Source organism: Williamsia sp. Y712 (assembly GCF_059445525.1).
Genome location: NZ_JCAIUN010000001.1, coordinates 2,611,046 through 2,627,250, shown reverse-complemented (window position 1 = coordinate 2,627,250; position 16,205 = coordinate 2,611,046). Strand labels below are relative to the sequence as shown.

At 64.9% G+C, this 16,205-nt stretch carries 18 protein-coding genes and 1 pseudogene; 9 read left to right on the top strand and 10 right to left on the bottom strand.

The features are described from left to right. Window positions 1-33: 33 nt before the first annotated feature. The 4 genes from AC1D75_RS12050 to cobC form a co-directional block, all read right to left on the bottom strand. Window positions 34-1,191, bottom strand: a complete 1,158-nt coding sequence (locus AC1D75_RS12050) for a bifunctional RNase H/acid phosphatase (protein WP_495515432.1) — start codon at window positions 1,189-1,191, stop codon at window positions 34-36. Then, on the bottom strand, window positions 1,188-1,934 hold the full coding sequence (locus AC1D75_RS12045; protein WP_495515431.1) for a zinc ribbon domain-containing protein: 747 nt from the start codon (window positions 1,932-1,934) through the stop codon (window positions 1,188-1,190). The genes AC1D75_RS12050 and AC1D75_RS12045 overlap by 4 nt, the downstream gene beginning before the upstream one ends. Before the next feature lie 111 nt (window positions 1,935-2,045). Continuing rightward, window positions 2,046-3,170, bottom strand: a complete 1,125-nt coding sequence (locus AC1D75_RS12040) for a Nif3-like dinuclear metal center hexameric protein (protein ID WP_495515430.1) — start codon at window positions 3,168-3,170, stop codon at window positions 2,046-2,048. 20 nt (window positions 3,171-3,190) lie between these two features. After that, a complete protein-coding gene (gene cobC / locus AC1D75_RS12035; protein WP_495515429.1) occupies window positions 3,191-4,219 on the bottom strand; it encodes an Rv2231c family histidinol phosphate aminotransferase CobC in 1,029 nt (342 codons plus the stop codon). A 30-nt stretch (window positions 4,220-4,249) separates the two neighbouring features. Between cobC and AC1D75_RS12030 the strand changes: the two genes are divergently transcribed. Both AC1D75_RS12030 and AC1D75_RS12025 read left to right on the top strand, forming a co-directional pair. Beyond that, a complete protein-coding gene (locus AC1D75_RS12030) occupies window positions 4,250-4,936 on the top strand; it encodes an HAD-IA family hydrolase (protein WP_495515428.1) in 687 nt (228 codons plus the stop codon). Then, window positions 4,929-5,393: a low molecular weight protein-tyrosine-phosphatase gene (locus AC1D75_RS12025; RefSeq protein ID WP_495515427.1), complete on the top strand. Its 465-nt coding sequence runs from the start codon at window positions 4,929-4,931 to the stop codon at window positions 5,391-5,393. Before AC1D75_RS12030 ends, AC1D75_RS12025 begins: the two co-directional genes overlap by 8 nt. Before the next feature lie 34 nt (window positions 5,394-5,427). On the opposite strand, the gene AC1D75_RS12020 is transcribed toward AC1D75_RS12025, so the two are convergent. Further along, a complete protein-coding gene (locus AC1D75_RS12020; RefSeq protein ID WP_495515426.1) occupies window positions 5,428-6,471 on the bottom strand; it encodes a zinc-binding metallopeptidase family protein in 1,044 nt (347 codons plus the stop codon). 137 nt (window positions 6,472-6,608) lie between these two features. On the opposite strand from AC1D75_RS12020, the gene AC1D75_RS12015 reads away from it, so the two are divergent. Continuing rightward, entirely contained in the window at window positions 6,609-7,517 is a 909-nt protein-coding gene (locus tag AC1D75_RS12015) for an SURF1 family cytochrome oxidase biogenesis protein (protein ID WP_495515425.1), read from the top strand. On the opposite strand, the gene AC1D75_RS12010 is transcribed toward AC1D75_RS12015, so the two are convergent. Next, window positions 7,431-8,396: a cobalamin biosynthesis protein gene (locus AC1D75_RS12010; protein ID WP_495515424.1), complete on the bottom strand. Its 966-nt coding sequence runs from the start codon at window positions 8,394-8,396 to the stop codon at window positions 7,431-7,433. The two genes, AC1D75_RS12015 and AC1D75_RS12010, sit on opposite strands and share 87 nt — an antisense overlap. Window positions 8,397-8,527: 131 nt before the next feature. Between AC1D75_RS12010 and AC1D75_RS12005 the strand changes: the two genes are divergently transcribed. The 3 genes from AC1D75_RS12005 to AC1D75_RS11995 are packed head-to-tail and all read left to right on the top strand — an operon-like array spanning window position 8,528 to window position 11,855. Further along, the gene (locus tag AC1D75_RS12005) at window positions 8,528-9,904 is read left to right on the top strand and encodes a sulfite reductase subunit alpha (protein WP_495515423.1); all 1,377 of its coding nucleotides are present in this window, start codon (window positions 8,528-8,530) and stop codon (window positions 9,902-9,904) included. 5 nt (window positions 9,905-9,909) lie between these two features. Next, window positions 9,910-10,797: a spermidine synthase gene (locus tag AC1D75_RS12000; RefSeq protein ID WP_495515422.1), complete on the top strand. Its 888-nt coding sequence runs from the start codon at window positions 9,910-9,912 to the stop codon at window positions 10,795-10,797. A 47-nt stretch (window positions 10,798-10,844) separates the two neighbouring features. Next, window positions 10,845-11,855: an isopenicillin N synthase family dioxygenase gene (locus tag AC1D75_RS11995; protein ID WP_495515421.1), complete on the top strand. Its 1,011-nt coding sequence runs from the start codon at window positions 10,845-10,847 to the stop codon at window positions 11,853-11,855. 25 nt (window positions 11,856-11,880) lie between these two features. Here AC1D75_RS11995 and AC1D75_RS11990 read toward each other — a convergent pair whose 3' ends face one another. Then, window positions 11,881-12,207, bottom strand: coding sequence for a DUF1330 domain-containing protein (locus AC1D75_RS11990; protein WP_495515420.1), 327 nt, complete (start codon window positions 12,205-12,207; stop codon window positions 11,881-11,883). Between the two features lie 152 nt (window positions 12,208-12,359). Here AC1D75_RS11990 and AC1D75_RS11985 point away from each other — a divergent pair. Further along, window positions 12,360-12,635 (top strand): annotated as a pseudogene (locus AC1D75_RS11985) (isopenicillin N synthase family oxygenase); the annotation flags it as partial. 125 nt (window positions 12,636-12,760) lie between these two features. Continuing rightward, the gene (locus tag AC1D75_RS11980) at window positions 12,761-13,777 is read left to right on the top strand and encodes an AraC family transcriptional regulator (protein WP_495515419.1); all 1,017 of its coding nucleotides are present in this window, start codon (window positions 12,761-12,763) and stop codon (window positions 13,775-13,777) included. A gap of 58 nt (window positions 13,778-13,835) precedes the next feature. Here the strand turns inward: AC1D75_RS11980 and AC1D75_RS11975 are convergent, their stop codons facing one another. From AC1D75_RS11975 to AC1D75_RS11965, 3 genes are all read right to left on the bottom strand, one after another. Then, entirely contained in the window at window positions 13,836-14,141 is a 306-nt protein-coding gene (locus AC1D75_RS11975; RefSeq protein WP_495515418.1) for a YdhR family protein, read from the bottom strand. Between the two features lie 2 nt (window positions 14,142-14,143). After that, entirely contained in the window at window positions 14,144-14,758 is a 615-nt protein-coding gene (locus AC1D75_RS11970) for a carboxymuconolactone decarboxylase family protein (RefSeq protein ID WP_495515417.1), read from the bottom strand. A gap of 167 nt (window positions 14,759-14,925) precedes the next feature. Next, window positions 14,926-15,612: a CPBP family intramembrane glutamic endopeptidase gene (locus tag AC1D75_RS11965; protein ID WP_495515416.1), complete on the bottom strand. Its 687-nt coding sequence runs from the start codon at window positions 15,610-15,612 to the stop codon at window positions 14,926-14,928. 140 nt (window positions 15,613-15,752) lie between these two features. Here AC1D75_RS11965 and AC1D75_RS11960 point away from each other — a divergent pair, with 140 nt between their 5' ends. Next, a complete protein-coding gene (locus tag AC1D75_RS11960) occupies window positions 15,753-16,205 on the top strand; it encodes a DUF4262 domain-containing protein (protein ID WP_495515415.1) in 453 nt (150 codons plus the stop codon).

Below are 16,205 nucleotides of genomic sequence, written 5' to 3'. Positions count from 1 at the left end.
ACCTCACGGTCAACCCGAACCACCTGGGAGAGATCAGATCTCACCCAGGTGGTTCGTGTCGTTGACCAGCCGGACCGACGCACCACCGTCGGGATAGAACTCGGCGATGCTCAGTGATGCCAGATCGAGGTGCATCCGGTAGAGGAGCGACGATCCGACACCGAGCGCTTCCCGCAGGAGCACCTTGATAGGTGTCACATGGGACACCACCAGCACCTCGCCCGGGCCGTACTGATCGACGATCTCCGCCTGCGCCTTCAGGATTCGCACGGTGGCGGTGTCGAAGCTCTCGCCTCCCGGAGGCGCGATGCTCGTATCGCCGATCCACGCCTTGTGGAGGTCGGGATCCTGACTCGCGGCTTCGGCGAAGGTCAGCCCTTCCCAGTCACCGAAGTCGGTTTCGATCAGACCGTCGTGGACGGTGACCGGCAAACCCAGTGCGTGCGCGGCAGCCTCGGCGGTATCGCGGGCCCGCCCCAGCGGGGAACAGATCACGGCCGAGATACCGTCCGGTTCGGCGGCGGTCTGCGCACGGGCCGACAGTCGCTTGGCCGCCCGCGCCGCCTGATCACGGCCCAGTTCGGTCAGTTGCGGGTTGCCGCGCCCCGAGTAACGCCGCTCCACCGACAACGGAGTTTGTCCGTGTCGTAGCAACAACATTCGCGTCGGCGCACCCATCGCACCGTTCCAACCCGGCGCCCTTGGTGCCGGCTTCAATGACTTCTCGACCGGCTTCTCAACCGACATCTCGATCGGCTTCTCGGTCACCACGGCCACCTGCTCGCCCGCGGCCGCAGCGTCCATGGCCTCGTTGGCCAGGCGGTCGGCGTGTGAGTTCTGGTTCCGTGGGATCCAGGTGTAGTCGACGCGCGAGAATCCCGACGCCAGCGCCTTCGCCTGCGCGGCCAGCGGAATCATGTCCGGATGCTTGATCTTCCAACGACCGGACATCTGCTCGACCACCAGCTTCGAGTCCATCCGGACCGAGACCTCGTCGGCGCCCACGTCCTCGGCGGCAGCCAGACCGGCGATCAGCCCGCGGTACTCGGCGACGTTGTTGGTCGCGATACCAAGGGCCTCCTTGCGTTCGGCCAGGACCGAGGCCCGGTCGGCGTCGAACACCACCGCGCCGTAGCCCGCCGGACCCGGGTTGCCCCGCGAACCGCCGTCGGCCTCGACAACAACCTTCACGAAGAAGCCAATCCCGACTCGTGGGTGCGCACCAGGATGGCGCCGCACTCGTCGCAGCGGACGACCTCGTCGGTCGGGGTTGCGTTGATCCGGCTGAGTAGTCCGCGGTCGAGTTCCATCCGGCACGCGCCACAGCGGGCGGACCGGAGCAGTCCGGCACCGATCCGTCCCTGTGAGACCTGCTTGGTATAGACGGCCATCAGATCCGGATTCACGTTGGCGGTCAGCGCGGCCCGCTTCTCCTGCACGGCGGCGATGTCCTCATCGATCTTCGCCAGCGCTGCATCACGGCGGGCGGTGGCCTCTTCGATCTGCCGCTCGGTGTGGTTGGTCATGGCTGAGGCCCGCTGCTCGTCCGCACCGACGGCTTCCTGCTGTTCCATCACCTCGAGCAACTCGTCTTCGAGCAATGCGCGACGACGGATCAGCCCGGTGACCTCATGCGAGAGTTCACTGAGTTGCTTGGCGGGCAAGGTACCCGCGGCCAACTGCTGGTTGTCCTTCTCTTCACGCATCGACATCGACATGATCTCGTTGTCGAGCCGCCGGGACTCACGGTGCAGGTCCTCTGCAGCGATCTGAGCCCGCACGGCCTCGTCGCGCTGGGTATTCAGCTGCTGCCCGAGCTGATCCAGCTCGGCGATCTCGGGCAACGTGGACCGCCGGTGTTCGATTCGATGCAATTCCGCATCGACATCGGCGATGTCCAACATCAATCGTTGGTCGGCCGGATCTGCTTTCACCAGTGTTCCTTCATTCCTCTACTGTCCGGTCCCACGGGCCGGATCAACAAGTCGTTCGGCGCCGTCAAGCGCCGGTGATGACATTTTTGCAACCGTACGCGGTACCGCGCCTCAGTGGCCGCTCCGATGAATTGTCCATGGATCTGTCGGAGTGGCGAACACGCCGGTGGCCAATCCGGGGACGGCGTCGGCGAGCAGACCGGCGACCTGTTCACACCAGGGGAACTCTGTACTCCAATGACCGGCATCGATCAGGGCCGGACCACCACCGCGCAGGTGTTCGTCGACCGGGTGATGCCTCAGGTCGCCGGTGACGTAGACGTCCGCGCCCACCGCGCGGGCCGTGGCCAGCATCGAATCACCAGCACCTCCGCAGACCGCCACCGTTGTGATGGTCATCCCCGGGTCACCGGCGGCGCGGATTCCCACAGTCGTGGACGGCAAGGCCTCGGCAACGTGCGCAGTGAACGCAGCCAGACTCATCGGTTCGCCGAGCTCGCCCACCCGTCCCAACCCTTCGTCACCGCGAGCGGGTGCCAACTCGATGAGGTCGAAGGCCGGTTCTTCATAGGGGTGTGCGCTGCGCAGCGCGGTCAGGACACGCGAGCGCACCCGGCGGCTCGCCACCATCTCGACGCGGTCCTCGGCCACCTGCGTCACCTCGCCGCGTGCCCCGATCGCCGGATCGGCAGCCGCGCCCGGCAGGAATTGGCCGGTTCCGGAGGTGCTCCAGCAGCAATGGCTGTATTCACCGATCTCACCGGCTCCGGCGTCGAACATCGCCTCGCGGACCGCCACCACATCATCGGCCGGAACGAACACCGACCACTTGTCCATCGCTTCTGCGGGTTTGGGGTCCAGCGGTCGCATGTTGATGAGCCCGAGCAGCGCACCCAGGGCGTCGGAGACACCCGGGTTTGCCGAGTCGGCGTTGGTGTGCGCGGTGTAGAGGGCGCATCCGCCCTTGATCAGGCGGTGCACAAGCCTGCCCTTGGGTGTGTGGGTACCGACGGTGTCGACGCCGCGCAGGAGCAGTGGGTGGTGTGCCACAACAAGATCCACACCGGACTCCAAGGCCGCCTCGATCACCGCATCGGTGACATCGACACAACACAGCACCGAGGTGACGGCATCATCCGGGTCGCCGCAGACCAGGCCCACCGAATCCCAGCTCTCCGCCAGCCGGACCGGGTACGCGCGTTCGAGAATCCCGATCACGTCGGCCAATGTCGTCATACCCGTCATCCCTGTAGCCGTCACCCGAGTACCTTCCTGATCGTGTCGACCAATCCGTCGACGGTCGTGCGGTCCCGGACCGCGAGCCGTAGATGGTTCGCGTCCATCCCGACGAAGTTGGCGCAGCTGCGGACCGCGTAACCATGATCCCGCAGAGCCGCTTTGAGCGCGCTACCGTCTGCGACCGAGATGGTCACAAAGGATGCCGACGGCTCCCCGACCACCTCGATTCCCGCCGCAGTCAACGCGATGATCATCCAATCACGTTGATCGACAACCGAAACCGCTTCGGCGTTGGCGTAACCAGTCGCAACGTCACCGGCGCAGAGCTCGAGCGCCGCGAGTTGCAGGGTGCCCAGCGGCCAATGCGGTCGTCGTCGCCCCAACCGCTCGAGGAGATCGGGCGATCCGAGGAAGTACCCGGCCCGCAAACCGGCCAGGGCGAACGTCTTGGTGATGCTGCGCAATACCAGGATGTCGTCGCCGCGGTAGCCGGCCAGGCTCTGCGGCTCGCCCGGCACCACGTCGGCGAACGCCTCGTCGACAACGATGACGCGGCCGGGGCGACGCAGCTCCTCGATGGTTTGCCGGGGATGCAGCACCGACGTCGGATTCGTGGGGTTGCCCAGGACCACGAGGTCCGCGTCCTCGGGTACCAGCGCCGGGTCCAGCGTCCAGGGCGACGGCAACACCACCTGGTCGATGGCGACTCCGGCGCTGCGCAGCGCCCGCTCGGGTTCGGTGAACGACGGCTGGATCAGCGCCGCGCGGCGCGGTGCCAACTCCGGCAGCAGCGCAAAGCCCTCGGCGGCACCGGCGAGCAACAGCACCTCGGACGGATCGCGGTGGTGCCGCTCGGCGATCGCCGTGACGGCCCGCTGCTGATCGTCGGTGCTGGGATAGCCGGCCAGGTCACCGAGTCGTCGCGCCAGGGCGTCGAGAACGAACTGTGGGGTGTCGCCGCGGACGTTGACCGCGAAGTCGATCAGGCCTGGTTGGGCATCTGCGTCGCCATGGCGACCCAGGTCGGTCAGCTCGTCCGATTTCACAGTTGTCGAGCCTACGGGCAGGATGGAGTGGTGAGTTTGAGCAACAGGCCTGACCTTCCGGACCCGGCCGATCCTGCGACCATTCTGCTGTTCGACCTCGATGGCACGATCACCGATTCGTTCGACGGCATCGAGAAGAGTTTCCGGCATGCGCTCGCCGCGGTCGGAGCACCCGAGCCCGATCCGGCGCTGGTCGCCGGACTGGCCGGACCGCCCATGATCGACAGCCTGCGGGACATGGATCTCGATGACGCCGATGTCGAGACCGCGATGACCGCCTATCGGGAGCGTTACGTCGAGACCGGCTGGCTGGAGAACTCGGTCTTCGACGGCATGGCCGACCTGCTGGCCGATCTGGCACTGTCCGGTCGCCGGATGGCCGTGGCGACCTCCAAGAACCAGGACACCGCCCGGGCGATCCTCGAGCATTTCGGCCTCGCCTCGTATTTCGAGTACATCGCCGGGGCATCGAACGACGGCAGTCGGCGGAGCAAGTCCGACGTGATCGCCCACGCTCTGAGCTCGCTCGGGATCACCGATGTCGCCACCCACCCGGTGGTCATGATCGGCGACCGGTCCCACGACGTCCACGGCTCGGCGCAGTTCGGGATCCCGGCGATCTTCGTGGACTGGGGTTACTCCGTTGGCGATGAGGGGGCCGACGCCGCCTGGACGGTGGACTCGGTGGCCCAACTGAGAAAGCTGATCCATGGCTGAACCACTGCATGTCACCTTTGTCTGCACCGGCAACATCTGCCGTTCACCGATGGCGCAGAACATCTTTCGACGAGCACTCGAAGACGCAGGTCTGGACGACAAGGTACGCGTGACCAGTGCGGGCACCGGCGGCTGGCACGTCGGCGAGCCGGCCGATGCCCGCGCTCGCACCGAACTCACGTCGGCAGGCTACGACGACGAACACACCGCAGCAAAGGTGGGCCCCGAACACCTCGGCGCCGACCTGCTGATCGCGCTGGACACCAGCCACGCCGAAGCCCTGCGCAAGCTGGGGGCCGGTGACCGGACCCGGTTGCTGCGCAGCTTCGATCCCGACGCCGATGACGTCGACGTCGCTGATCCGTACTACGGCAGCGACGACGACTTCCGGGTGGTGCGGACCCAGATCGAGGCCGCGATGCCCGGACTCCTCGATTGGGTACGCAGCCGCGTCTAGAGATCAGGCCGATCCGGATCAGACGCTTTCGAGATCAGAGAGCGGCAGGCGCGATCAGTCCGTGGATGAACCGCATCTTCTCGAGCACCTTCGCGGGCAGCACGAACGGATACAGATCATGGTGACCCATCGACCGGTTGATCTGATTCAGCGCCCAGGTCAGCGGTAGCCACAGATCGATGATCTGGTCGAATCCCACATCCCCCACCAGCACGCTGTCGAGTGTCGCTCCCGCAGGTGCCATCGCAAACGCGGCCGCGGTGTCGAGGGTGTCGCGGATGTGGAGATAGTGCGCAAAGGTCTCGGCCCAGTCCTCGGCCGGATGCATCGTCGCGTAGGACGAGACGTAATCCTGCTTCCAGTCGTCGGGCGGGCCCTGGCTGTAGTGCCGATCGAGCGCTGCCTGGTAGTCGTCGTCGGGGTTGCCGAAGAGCTCCTCGAACCGCGGTCGGTGCTCACCGGTCCCGACCAGCACCATTTGGTAGTAGTGCCCGATCTCGTGGCGGAAGTGCCCGATCAGGGTCCGGTAGGGCTCGTCCATCGACACCCGCAACTGTTCGCGGTGTACGTCGTCGCCCTCGGCGAGATCCAGGGTGATCACCCCGTCGGCATGACCGGTGATCACCGGCGTCTTGGCGCTCGAGAGCAGTTCGAAGGCCAGCCCGGTCTGCGGATCGACATCGCGGCCTTCGATGGGCAGGCCCAGCTCACTGAGCTCGAGGATAACGCGTCGTTTGTCGGTCTCGGCGATGCCGAAGGCCGTGATCGCGTCGCTGTCCTCGTCCGCCGGACGGGTCCGCGTCAGGCGGCACGATTCGCACAGCGTCGACGGATTCGGCTCTCCGTCAGGTGTGCTCGCACCCGGCTCCACCGGGGGTACCAACCAGTTGCACGAGATCAGCTTGAAGTTGGCACACCGGACGAGGGCCTCGCCGTCGGTCTCGGTGGTGGCGTCCTCGTCGAGTGTGTACATGGTGCGCGACGGCAGATGAAACCCCAGCGGGCTATTGCAGCTCAAGCACAACGTGTTCTCGAAGGACAACTTTTGTCCACATTTACGACAGACCAGATCGCGCATTTGAGCCTCCCCAAGACGTGACGGACCGTCCGCACGCCAACCTCGCCAAGAGTAGCCAGGCCGAGGTCGGTCGGCAGGGTTCGAAGCCGGGTATGGGGAGTCGGGGGCCACATCGAGCAGCTCGGTACCGTATAGGGGTGCGCATCCTCCGTAGTTTCCTTCGGCCCGGCTGGCTTCTGCTCGCCGTAGTTGTGGTCGCTTTTGCGGTGGCGTGCTTCTGGCTTCTCGCGCCCTGGCAGTTGGGCAAGAACTCCAATACCGAACATCAGAACGACCTGCTCCGCAAAGCCGAGACCACGGACCCCGTGCCGATCGCCGATCTGTACAACGATGGACAGCCGGTCAAGGATTCGGAGTGGCGCAAGGTGGCGGTGACCGGCACCTACCTACCGGAGCAGCAGGCCGTCGTCCGGTTGCGCCACATCGACGGGTCCCCCGCCTACGAGGTGCTCACACCGCTACGGAGCACCGACGGTGCCACCTACCTCGTCAATCGTGGATATGTGACGCCCGTACAGGGCACGGCCCTGCCACCGATCACTCCGCCGCCGACCGACGAGGTCACGGTGGAGGCGCGGATCCGTTCCGCCGAGGGCACCAGTCCCGGGCGCGAGCCACGCGTCGAAGCCGGTGCCCTGCAGGTGTATTCCATCGATCCGACGGTCCTGAGCACCGTCGTCGATCTCCCGCTGACAAACGGATACCTCCAACTCGACGAGGGGCAACCCGGCGGCCTCGGAGCCATGGGTCTGCCCCAACTCGATTCGGGCCCCTACCTGTCGTACGGCTTGCAGTGGATCGCGTTCGGTGTGATGGCCCCACTGGGGTTGGGCTACTTCGCCTGGTCGGAGTACAAGCAACGCCGCGCCGCCAAAGAAGGAACGATCCCGAAGAAGCCCCGCGAACGCGGACGGCAGACCCGCGATGCGCTGGCCGCGTCATCGACCGGTGGCGCCGGTTCAGAGGTTCGCGGTGGGGTGGTCGGTTCGGGTCCGACGGCCGACCAGGACGGCAGCGACAAGCTGTCCGATCGCTACGGTCGCTAACGCTCCCACCTGTACGAGCCGCGACAGCTGCGCTGTCCGACGGACGTCCATCGCGGCGGGCGCCGGGCCCTGGCCGAGTACGGGCCGATCCTCGATCCGATGGCGATAGACGGTCCGCCCACCGATCGACACACCGAGCGCCCCGGCGAACGAGGCCTCGACCACCCCTGCATTCGGGCTGGGATGCGCTCGGGCATCACGCCGGACCGCAGCCACCGCACGTCGCCGATTCGGCCCGGTGGCAATCACCAGCGCAGCGGTCACACGCGCAGGCAGATAGTTCGCGACGTCGTCGAGCCGGGCGCTGGCCCACCCGAAGTTCTCGTACCGCTCGTTGCGGTACCCGACCATCGCGTCGAGGGTGTTGATCATCCGGTAGGCCAGCAGTCCGGGAACGCCCGCCACGGCGCCCCACAGCAGTGGCGCGACCGCCGCATCAGATGTGTTCTCTGCCACTGATTCCACGGCCGCGCGTGCCATCCCAGCTTCGTCGAGGCTGTTCGGATCGCGGCCGCACAGGCTCGGGATGAGCCCACGGGCAGTGTCGATGTGACCGGCTTCCAGCTCATCGGCCAACCGGTCGCCGACGGCCGCCAACGACGATCCGCCCAGCGCAACCCACGTGGCCAAGGCAACTCCGACCACACCGCAGCGTTGTCCGACGATTCCGGCACCCAGCGCAGTACCCACACAGACCGCGGTGAAGGCCGCTCCGGCCGACCGTGAATCGCGATACAGGAGTTGTTCGAGCTTGCCCGCCGATATCCCCATCCCGGCCACCGGATGCAATCGCCGCGGATCACCGAACCTACGATCGAGTAGATAGCCGATCGCCAACCCCGTGCTCCGGTGCACTCCTGATGACTTCACCGGCCACATCCTAGATCCACGCGATCGGCCGCCAACACCAGCTGAGGGTACCCTTAGCCAGTCTGGTGCCGCTTCAACGGAGCAGCGGTGCCCGACGCAGTGAACACGTACGCGCAGACTTCGGAGAGCACAGCCAGGCCATGAAAACTTCCAACCTGCCCGATGACGCCGAGTTCACCGGAGACGAGCGGCTGTGGTTGTCCGGCTTCCTTGCCGGCTACGACACCGGATCGGCGTCCGGAACCACCGTCGCGACCCGCGAGGATGTACTCGCCCGCGCTCTGATCGCGCTACGTGAACTCGATACGACAACTGATGCACCGGAGATTTTGCACGCTGTGACCGCCACCACCGAAACCCCCGCTCTACCAAGGGCGGACAAACCGAAACGCTCCCCCTGGACCCGTAAGAACCCGTACGGCGCGACGCTTGTCGCGAACCGTCCCCTCCGCGGATCCGACTCTCGCAAAGATGTCCGTCACGTGGTCTTCGATCTCGGTGACAGCGACATCGACTACGAAGCCGGCGATGGCCTCGGCATCAAGCCGGTCAACGATCCGGCGTTGGTGGCCGCACTGATCGAACGCATCGGCGCCGATCCCGACGAGATGATCACCACCCGAGCCGGTGAGTCGAGACTCATCGACCTGCTCTCCCACGAGTACGAGATCTCGCTACCGACGCGCGAGCTGATCAACCACATGGCTGATCACTCCGGCGACGCCGAACTCGTCCACATTCTGTCGACGGAAGACCGCGAATCGCTCGAGGGCTGGCTGTGGGGCAAGGACGTCCTCGATCTCCTCGACCTCGAACCGACACTGCAGATCTCCGCCACCGAACTCATCGAACTGTTGCGCCCGCTCGCCCACCGCGTGTACTCGATCTCGTCGAGTCCACTGACCCATCGCGGCATGGTCCATCTGACCGTTGCGGCGGTGCGACACCGCAGCGCCGAACGCGATCGACGCGGACAGTGCTCGACGTACCTGGCCGACCGGATCAGCGCAGGCGGAACCGCGGGCGTCTTCCTCTCGAAGAACAAGTCGTTCCGTTTGCCGACCGATGACTCGGTACCGGTGATCATGATCGGACCCGGCACCGGCGTGGCGCCGTTCCGGTCGTTCCTCTACGAGCGCAAGGCCCGCGGCGCGCGCGGCCGCAACTGGTTGTTCTTCGGTGACCATCATCGCGCCACCGATTTCATGTACGAGGACGAAATCGTCCAGTTCCAACGCGACGGCGTCCTCACGCGCCTCGACCTCGCATTCTCCCGCGACCAGGAACACAAGATCTACGTCCAGGACCGGATGCGCGAGAACGGCGATGAGTTGTTCCGTTGGCTCTCGGAGGGTGCGTACCTCTACGTCTGCGGCGACGCGTCGCAGATGGCCAAGGACGTCGACGCCGCGCTGCACGATGTGGTCGCCGAGCACGGTGGTCTCGACACCGACGCCGCCGAGGACTTCGTGAACACCCTCAAACGCGAAAAGCGTTATCTACGTGACGTGTACTGACGTCGATGGCCAAATCGCGCAAGGGTGCCCAGGTCGGCAAGACCGGGTCCCGCAAGTCCGCCCCGGCCCGCGAGAGCGAGGGGCCGCAGCCGGGCATCTACCCCATCGACACGGGCACCTGTGAACTCGTCCGCGATCACCTGACCGACGGCTGGATGATCACCGTCAACGGTGCGCAGAGCTCGCATATCAACCTGGCCGATCCGACGATGCTCGACTTCGAGTACATGCAGTGGATGGCCGAACTGATCGGTGATCATTGGCCCACCACCGAGCGGTTGCGTGCGCTGCACCTGGGTGCCGGTGCGTGTTCGATGGCCCGCTACCTGGCCGCCACCTACCCCGAAGCCCGGCAGGTGGCCGTCGACATCGACAAGCGGCTCACCGAACTGGTCCGCGAGTGGTTCAACCTGCCGCGTGCGCCACTTCTGCGGCTGCGAGCGGGTGACGCGCGCGAGGTCACCGAGTCTCTCACCGACACGACCCGCGATCTGATCATCCGGGACGTGTTCTCCGGAGTGGTGACGCCGACCGCGCTGACCACCCTGGAATTCGTGACGCAGGTGCGACGGGTGTTGGCTCCCGGCGGTATCTACGTCGTGAACTGCGGAGACACCCGCGACCTGACCCTGGCGAGGGCCGAGGCCGCGACCATGGGCACCGTCTTCGAGCACATGGTGATCATCGCCGATCCCGCCATGCTCAAGGGGCGGCGCTACGGCAACATCGTGATCGCAGGCAGCGACACCGAAATCGGCCGGTCCCCCGCGCTGACCCGCGCACTCCTCGGCGGCGGTGTGCCTGCGCAGGTCTGGGACAACGCCCGGGTCCGTGAGTTCGCCGCCGCAGGCAAGGTGCTGCGCGACCCCGTGCCGGGTGACCTCTCGATCTAGTACGTCGGCGGTGGGCGAGAATTGCGCGACGGACTACCGTTGTCGATGTGCTTCCCGTGATCGATCTGGCCGAACTCGACACCCCCGAAGGCCGGCAACAACTTCGTTCCGTCACCCACGAGGTCGGTTTCTTCTACCTCGTCGGCCACGGGGTCGACCCGCAGCTCATCAGTCGGGTCCAGACCGCCGCCCACGCCTTCTTCGCCCTCCCCGACGAGGACAAACTGTCGATCGCCATGATCAACAGTCGCCACTTCCGCGGCTACAACCGCCTCGGTGGCGAGTTCACCAATGGCGAAGTCGACTGGCGTGAGCAGATCGACATCGGCCCCGACCGGGACCCGCTTGATCACGCAATGGGCTACATGCGTCTACAGGGGCCCAATCAGTGGCCCGCAGCATTGCCCGAATTACGTTCGGCGATCACCGATTACGACGCCGCCATGTCACGGGTGTCGCTCCGACTGCTGCGCAATTGGGCCGCCGGACTCTCCGCCGACCCGCACCTGTTCGACGACACGTTTGCGCACGCCCCGGCCACGCTGATCAAACTGGTGCGCTATCCGGCCCGGCCTGCTGCGGCGGTAGCCGGCGACCAAGGTGTTGGGGCACACAAGGATTCGGGAGTGCTGACCTTACTCCTACTCGAAGAGGGTTCCTCGGGGTTGCAGGTCGAGACCTCTGACGGGAGCTGGATCGACGCACCACCCCTGCCCGGCGCATTTGTCGTCAACATCGGCGAGATGCTGGAAGTGGCCACCCACGGCTACCTGCGGGCGACCAGACATCGGGTCCTCACACCACCCGGTGCGGGCGAGCGCCTATCGATTCCGTACTTTTTCAGCCCCGCCCTCGACGCGGTGATACCCACGGTCGACCTGCCTGACGAACTCGCAGCCAATGCCCGCGGCGTCGAACAGGATCCGGCCAATCCGCTCTATTCGACATACGGCGCGAACACCTGGAAAAGCCGAACCCGCGCCCATCCGGACGTGTATGCACGCTGGTATCCGGACGAGGCCCGGATCGCCGGGGGACGAGACCGCCTCGGGCACTGACCCCCGACGTCGCCGATCCCCCGGCTCAGTTCTCGAGAATGTCGGTTGCCCGGTGGTCCGGATCGACACCTTCGAAAGTCGCGACGGTCCCGCGGGAATTGTTCACGCGCAGCGGGGCAATGGCCTGATAGGCATCCGAGTCGTACCAACGCGCAGCGCCATCCGACGTCGGGAACCGGACCACGATGAGGTCCCCTGTCCATGTTCCTTCGACGACGTTCGGTTTGCTGCCGTGGATGATGAATCGACCGTCAAATGGCGCCAGGGTGCTGTCGATACGCCGAAGGTATTCGGTGATGTCGTCTCCCATGGAGACGTCGGTGAGGATGGCGACCGCGTAACTCTCGCTCATGGTGGGCTTCCTGTCTCGTCGGGTATGTGTTCGAGTGTGGCGACAGGCAGGTAGTCACGTCGATTACCTCTCGGGTAATTCTCCGACTGCAATGGCGCCGATCCAGCTCCCGGAAAACCCCGGACACACCCGTGACGATGACGGCCCCTGCCAAATATCGCGTTCTGCCCCCGCCTGGCGCCGCCGAGCGACTGTCGATCCCCTACTTCTTCAGCCCCGCACTCGACGCGGTGATACCCACCATCGACCTACCGGCCGAGCCCGCCGCCAAGGCCCGCGGCGTCGAACAGGATCCGGCAAATCCGTTGTACCCGACCTACGGCGAGAACACCTGGAAGAGCCGTACGCGCGCCCTTCCGGACGTGTTCGCACGGCGGTATCCCGAAGAGGCCCGGATCGTCAGCGGACCGGGCAGCGTCGCGCACTGACCCACAGCCACCCGCATTCCACGAACCAAGTGCGGGTTCAAATCTGGTCGATCTCAACTCTCGACCGTTGACGCAGGGCTCAGTAGATTTCGCATGGATCGTCGTTCTACGTCTGAAGGTGAGGCATGACTGCTGTACTCGGCTTCTCGCAGGCTCACGCAGATCCCGTTCATGCACATACGTCGTCGCGGACTTTCGAATCCTGTGACCCGGACAAAGTTCACCAGCACCTGACCGAGTCGTTGGGACCTCACCGGATGGAACTCCCCGATGGAGTGGTCGACTTCCTCGCCAAAGCGCAAGCAACCTCAATGCCCGGCGTCCAGGTGCACAGGATGACCTACGGCGGGGCAGCCGTTGATCTACGTCCCGAGCCGAACGACAACCACATCGTGGTCATCCATCCGCTCGCCGGCCGAATCGGTGTGAGTGCCGATTCAGTTGGTGTTGTCTCCAACCCCCTCCTGCCGGTTGTACTCGACGCGGGTAAGCGTTACCGGACGCACTGGAGCAAGAACAGCGTTGTGTACAAGGTCGTAATACACCGAGATCTGGCTCGCGAAGTGGCCGCCGAGTCCTGTGGGCTCTCGGCCGAAAAGGTCTGTCTCGACTTCTCATTGCAACTGCAACCGTCCGGACCGGCAATCGAGACGTGGGGTCGCATGGTTGCAGTGATGGCTGCGCAGACCGGAGTCTTCGTGGACAGCAGGCTGCCCACGCTCACCGAGTTTCACCTTGCGCGGGCCAGAGCATCGGCATTGCTCGACGCCTTTCCAGCCGCGATTCGAGTTTTGGGCGATGAACGCGTGCCGTTCATCTCGTGCCCACCGGTCGACCGCGCCGTCTCGTACATCGAGGAGCATGCCGGAGATCCACTCACGCTGCGAGACATCGCACTGTCGGTCGGCTTGAGTTCACGAGCGCTACAGGTGGCATTCAGACGTCACCGGGATATGACGCCGATGGAATATGTGCGGAAGATCCGACTCCAGCGCGCGTACGACGAGCTGGCGGCGGCCGACCTCGAGAGCACCACAGTGGCCACCGTCGCGACACGGTGGGGTCACCACAATCCCGGACGCTTTGCGTCCGAGTTCCGCAGCGCCTTTGGGAGATACCCGAAAGAGGTTCTGGCGCAGTAACAAACACCGGAACTGCCGACGACGGTGTCTCGCCGCCGGCAGCTCGGATATTACAGGGTCAGAGCTTCGGCAATCCATTCGTGCGGTTGCTGAGTTTTTCGTCAATACCGAACCGCTGAACATTGAAGTCCGAGAACTTCGGATGAGCCCGGAGCTGAGCCACCAGAGGGCCGGTCAAATAGGCGTCCACTGCGGCGTCATCCCGGAAGATGTAGAAACCTCCACTGCCGCCCTCGATTTCGAGCCATGTCTTACTCAGCAGTCCATCGACGCCGCCAAGGGCCCCGGCAAAGTCATCGGCGATGGCGCCGAGTTCTTCTGGTTCGGCGACGCTGGAGAAGGTCACCAGAATTGCGATGGCCATGGTCACCAGATCTCTACGTCAAGTGCCGAGAAGAACTTCGACAGCGCGGACATGTGGGCGGCAAGCTCGGTCAGCTCGGCGATCTCTGGATCGGAGTACCAGCGACGCAGGTTGTCGACTTCCTCATCGGTCACTTTGAACGCATGCAGAGCAATCTTGCGCGAGTAGTCGAAGACCGCAAGGACGCGCTCTTCGAATGCATCCCGATTCTCGTCGTAAGTGTGAATCTTGGCGACCAAGCTCTCTTCGGCGCCTTCGAACCGTGACGCCGCTGAATGCCATGCGATGCAGTACGGGCACTCCAAGGCAAACGCGACGACGAGGCCGACCAACTCGGCCAGTTGCGGGTCCTTCTTCGAGACCAGGCTCTCGCGAACGATGTACCAGTCCTTGTCGAGCCATGCCTTCAGCAGGCCGGGGCTCAGCCCGAGGACGCGGATGAACTGACTCACCCACTCGTGATGCGCATCGCTTCCCTTCTCTCGAAAGGGGTGATCGACTGTCTGCGCGATCTGGAAATACTCGCCGCCTGTCTTCTTGGCGTAGTCGTCCAGGACCTGCTTGGCCTCAGGAGACAGGCTGTCAAGATCGGGGACGAGTTTAACGCGGGGCGCCATGGTTTCTCCTTCAATTCTCGAATGTTCCACCTACAAGTCAACCGCCCGAACGACTTTGCCAACAGCCACGAAACGCACAGCGCTGTACAGATTGCGCACCCGCGGGCAGTCCGGCCCCTAATTGAGCACAATGCTGGTTCCGGCTTTCGTGGTTATCGGTGAGAGCTTCACCCCGCCAGATGCCACGCCAACGCCGCACCGAGTGCACCGGTGCCGTTGACCGCCCAGTGAAAAGCGATCGGCGCCAACAGGCTGTCGCTTCGTCGTCGCAGCCAGATGAAGATCAACCCGGACACACCCGTGACGATGACCGCTCCCACCACTCCGGCGATCTTCGCCATCACCCCCGATCCGAGCAGGTCGGTCAGACCTCCGTTGCCTTCGGTCAAACCGAGGGACGACGAGACGTGCCAGAGCCCGAACAACCCCGCACCGGCGAAATAGACGACCCACACCGGCGCGACCCGCACCAGGGTCGCGTTGAGCACACCCCGGAAGAGAAGTTCTTCGGGGATCACCGTCTGCAGCGGAATGATCACAAACGCACCCCACAGCGCCACCGACACGGTGTCGTAGTGATCTGACAAGTACAGGGACCGGGTCCACGGCAGCAGCGCGCCCCCGATCGCGATGACCGCAACGGGGATCAGGATCGCCGCAGCCCATGTGAGTCCCTTGCGGTGTTGACTGCGAGCCAGTCCCAACTCATTCCAGCCATATCCCCGCCACCGGGCGTAGACGAGCAAGCCGAGTGCTCCGAGTGGGACAAACAAAGTAATCGCATGGTCGAACGTGAAGTGGGCAAGCACGTTGATCAGCGCGAGGACACCGACCACCACCGCCACATCACGCATCCGCCGAACTCTATCGGTCGGTGGCGTAGCGGGCTGACTGCTTTGTCGATTCGATTGTCGGAGCCGGGTATTAGGGTGCTCCGCATACGCGATCGGCTCCGAAGATCGCCGCCACACACCCACCGACACAGGAGGCCACGATGCACGTGCAGTCCGATCCCGTCGACTTTGCCCATCGCGCCATCGCCAAGCGGTATTGGACCGTCACCGCGGTCCGAGCCAACCCCGGGGCAGGCTTTCCGTCGCACGCGTACACCACAGGACTGACCTCGCTCGGTCATCCCGAGTTGATCGTGTACGGACTCGAGCCGGGTATCGCCGGGTCGATCCTCAACACCGTCGGCCATCGGATCGCGCTGGCGGGGGGCAAACTCACTGCGGGTGAACGCCTCTCCGGATTCATCGCGGACGATCTCGACCTGATGGTGATCGAAGCACTCACCACGAGCGACCTCAGAGTCGCGCACGCGGTGTACGGCGAGGTGTCGGCGTGGCAGTTGGTGTGGCCTGACGCCACCGGCGAATACCCCTGGAGCACTCAGTACGGCATGGCCCGCACGGCGCAGCCGCTCGCAGGCCTACCCGCCGCCTGA